At 66.7% G+C, this 4,050-nt stretch carries 4 protein-coding genes; all 4 read left to right on the plus strand.

All coding sequences use genetic code 11. From position 1 onward, the window contains the following. Positions 1–501, plus strand: a 501-nt coding sequence (gene dctP, locus RMO40_RS13400) for a TRAP transporter substrate-binding protein DctP (protein WP_309721949.1), incomplete at its 5' end; no start/stop codon positions are given. Positions 502–562: 61 nt separating this feature from the next. After that, on the plus strand, positions 563–1,096 hold the full coding sequence (locus RMO40_RS13405; protein WP_489660161.1) for a TRAP transporter small permease: 534 nt from the start codon (positions 563–565) through the stop codon (positions 1,094–1,096). 10 nt (positions 1,097–1,106) lie between these two features. Then, on the plus strand, positions 1,107–2,417 hold the full coding sequence (locus RMO40_RS13410) for a TRAP transporter large permease subunit (RefSeq protein ID WP_309721951.1): 1,311 nt from the start codon (positions 1,107–1,109) through the stop codon (positions 2,415–2,417). Between the two features lie 172 nt (positions 2,418–2,589). Next, positions 2,590–4,050 (plus strand): hydantoinase/oxoprolinase family protein (locus tag RMO40_RS13415; protein WP_309721953.1); only part of this gene is annotated, 1,461 nt, incomplete at its 3' end.

Consider the following 4,050-nt stretch of genomic DNA (forward strand, 5'->3'; position numbering starts at 1 on the left):
GACCTGAAGGGCACCAAGATGCGCGCCTACAACCCGGCCACCTCGCGCATTGCCGAGCTGGTGGGTGCACAGCCCATCACCATCCAGCTGGCCGAGCTGCCGGCCGCGCTGGCGACCGGCGCGGTCGACAACTTTCTCACCAGCAGCGCCAGCGGCGTCGACAGCAAGCTCTACGAGCAGGTGAAATATTTCTACGACGTGAACGCCTGGCTGCCGCGCAATGCGGTGGTGGTGAACCAGAAATCGTTCGATGCGCTCGACAAGCCCAGCCAGGCCGCCGTGGTGGCGGTGGCCGCCAAAGCCGCCGAACGCGGCTGGAAGCTCAGCGACGAAAAAGACGACGCCTACCTGAAAGAGCTGCAAGCCAAGGGCATGACGGTTGACCGCAGCAGCGCGGTGCTCAAGCGCGAGCTGAAAACGGTCGGCGAGCGCATGGCCGCCGATTGGGTGAAGTCCACCGGCGCCGACGGGCAAGCCGTGCTCGACGCCTACCGCAAGTGAGCCCCTCGTGAGCACCGTGATGACCGCCGCTGGCAGGCCCTCCCGAACGCTGGCCACCCGCCTGCGGCGCATGCTCGACGCCGCTTACCTGGGAGGCGGCGCCTTGGGGGCTGCCGCGGTGCTCGCCATCGCGTTGCTGATGATCTGGCAGACCGTGATGCGGATGGCCGGGCACTCCACCGGCGCGGCCAACGACATCGTCGCCTGGCTGGCCGCAGCGGCAGCCTTTCTCACCATGGCGCATGCGTTCAAACATGGCGACTTCGTTCGCGTCACGGTGCTCATCGAGCGGCTGTCGGCGGGGCCGCGCCGTGTCTTCGAGATCGCCTCCCTGGTGCTGGGTGTGGTGGCCACCGGCTACCTCGCCTGGTGGGCCTGCGCCACCACCTTCGAGAGCTGGCGCTTCAACGACATCGCACAGGGGCTGTTGCCCTTGCCCATGTGGATACCGCAGTCGAGCTTTGCCATCGGCGCGCTGCTGTTGCTACTCGCGGTGGTCGACGAGCTGGTGTTGGTGAGCCTGGGCGCCGAGCCCACCTACGTGCGGCTGACGCGCGAGCGGCACGCCGCCGGCGACTATTCATCTGACCTCTGAAAGAAGCCCCATGGACAACGCCATCGCCGCCCTGGTGCTGCTGGTTCTGATGATCGTGCTGCTGGCCGGCGGCTTCTGGATCGCCATGACCCTGGCCGCTTGCGGCTGGGTCGGGCAGGCTTTTTTCACCACCACTGCGCCGGGCAAAAACCTTTTTTCCGCCTTCTGGGAGAGCAACGCCAGCTGGGAGCTGGCCGCGCTGCCGCTGTTCATCTGGATGGGCGAGATCCTGTTTCGCACCAAGCTCTCGGAGCAGATGTTCACTGGCTTGAGCCCCTGGCTCGGGCGTGTGCCGGGTCGGCTGTTTCACACCACGGTGCTCGGTTGCGGCATCTTCGGTTCGGTGTCGGGCTCGTCGGCGGCCACCTGCGCCACCATCAGCAAGGTGGCCCTGCCCGAACTCAAGAAGCGTGGCTACGACGAAAGCATCGCACTCGGCTCGCTGGCCACGGCCGGCACGCTGGGCATCTTGATCCCGCCGTCGATCACGATGGTGGTGTATGCGGTGGCGGCCGACGCCTCGATCATCCGCGTCTTCCTGGCCGGCTTTCTGCCGGGGCTGCTGCTGATGCTGCTGTTTTCGGGCTACATCGCGATCTGGAGCACGCGCAACCCCGGCAAGATGCCGCCCGCCGAACCGGCGACGAGTTTGCGCGAGAAGCTGTACCAGTCGCGCCACCTCATCCCCTGCGCGGCGCTGATCGTGTTCGTGGGCTGGGCCTTGATCTCGGGCATCGCCACCGCCACCGAATGTGCGGCCTACGGCGCCATGGGCGCGCTGATCCTGGCGGCGGCAAGCCGCTCGCTCAACTGGGCCAACTTTCGCGACAGCCTGATGGGTGCCGCACGCACCAGCTGCATGATCGCCTTCGTGCTGGCCGGCGCGGCCTTCTTGGCCAAGACCATGGCCTTCACCGGCATCCCGCGCGAGCTGGCCGAGTGGGTCAACGCGATGCAGCTGCCGCCGGCTGGCCTCATTGCCATCCTGGTGGTCGTCTACCTGGTGATGGGCACGGCGCTCGACGGCATCAGCATGATCGTGCTCACCGCGGCGATCGTGCTGCCGATGGTGCAAAAGGCCGGCTTCGACCTGGTGTGGTTCGGCATCTTTGTCGTGCTGCTGGTCGAGATCGCTGAGGTCACGCCGCCCGTGGGCTTCAATCTTTTTGTCTTGCAGAACATGACCGGCAAAGACAGCAACATCATCGCGAAAGCGGCCTTGCCTTTCTTCGGCTGCCTGGTGGTGTGCATCATCCTGATCACCGCTTTCCCCCAGATCGTCACCGTGCTGCCCGACCTCGTGATGGGCGTGCAGCGCTGACCCTCATGCAAGCAACCGATTCTTTCAATCCCCCTTGTTCCGTTCGGGCTGAGCCTGTATTCCCGATCGCCCTGAGTTTGTCGAAGGGAGCCAGCGCCGTGCTACGCGCACCCTTCGACAGGCTCAGGGCGAACGGGCTCTGGCTGGGGTATGTCACTCGTCAGGCAACACCATGACCACTACACGCTGGCAATTCTGGATCGACCGCGGCGGCACCTTCACCGACGTGGTGGGTCGCGCGCCCGACGGCACGCTGCACACGCTGAAGATGCTGTCCGAAAACCCCGAGCAATACCGCGACGCCGCGGTCGAGGGCATTCGCCGCCTGCTGGGCCTGGCGCCAGGCGAGCTGGTCACGCCCGAGCGGGTGGAATGCGTGAAGATGGGCACCACGGTGGCCACCAACGCGCTGCTCGAACGCAAGGGCGACCGCACGCTGCTCGTCATCACGCGTGGTTTTCGTGATGCGCTGCGCATCGCCAACCAGGCGCGCCCGCGCCTGTTCGAGCGCCACATCGTGTTGCCCGAGTTGCTCTACGAGCGGGTGATCGAAGCCACCGAGCGGGTCGGCGCCAACGGCGAGCTGGTGCAGCAGCTCGACATCGCCGCATTGCGCCCACAGTTGCAAGCGGCGTATGACAGCGGCCTGCGCACCTGCGCCATCGTCTTCATGCACGGCTACCGCTACACCACGCACGAGTTGGCCGCGGAAGCGCTGGCACGCGAGATCGGATTCACGCAGATTTCGGTGTCGCACAAGGTGAGCCCGGTGATGAAGCTGGTCCCTCGTGGCGACACCACCGTGGTCGACGCCTACCTCTCGCCCATCCTGCGGCGCTACGTCGACCAGGTGGCGCAGCAGATGCCGGGCGTGCGGCTCTACTTCATGCAGAGCTCGGGCGGGCTGACCGAAGCGCAGCGTTTTCAGGGCAAGGACGCGATTCTTTCCGGCCCGGCCGGCGGCATCGTCGGCATGGTGCGCACCGCGCTCGACAGCGGCCACGGCAAGGTGATCGGCTTCGACATGGGCGGCACCTCCACCGACGTGAGCCACTATGCGGGCGAGTTCGAGCGCGCGTTCGAAACCCAGGTGGCCGGCGTGCGCATGCGCGCGCCGATGATGAGCATTCACACCGTGGCGGCCGGCGGCGGCTCGATCATCAGCTTCGACGGCTCGCGCCTGCGCGTGGGCCCTGAGTCGGCCGGCGCCAACCCCGGCCCCGCCAGCTACCGGCGCGGCGGGCCACTCGCCACCACCGATGCCAACGTGATGCTGGGCAAGATCCAGCCGGCGCACTTTCCCAAGGTGTTCGGCCCGCAGGCCAATGAGTCGCTCGACCGCGAGGTGGTGGTGCAACGCTTCACCCGGATGGCGCAAGAGATGAGCGCGGCAAGTGGCCGGCCCATCAGCGCCGAAGAGGTGGCCAGCGGCGCGCTGCAGATCGCGGTGGCCAACATGGCCAACGCCATCAAGCGCATCTCGGTGGCGCGTGGCTACGACGTGACCTCGTACACGCTGCAATGTTTTGGCGGCGCCGGTGGGCAACACGCTTGCGGCGTGGCCGACGCACTCGGCATGACGCGTGTTTTCGCCCACCCCCTGGCCGGCGTGCTGTCGGCCTACGGCATGGGC

It is taken from the genome of Rhizobacter sp. (genome assembly GCF_031412075.1).
Classification (GTDB): domain Bacteria; phylum Pseudomonadota; class Gammaproteobacteria; order Burkholderiales; family Burkholderiaceae_C; genus Rhizobacter.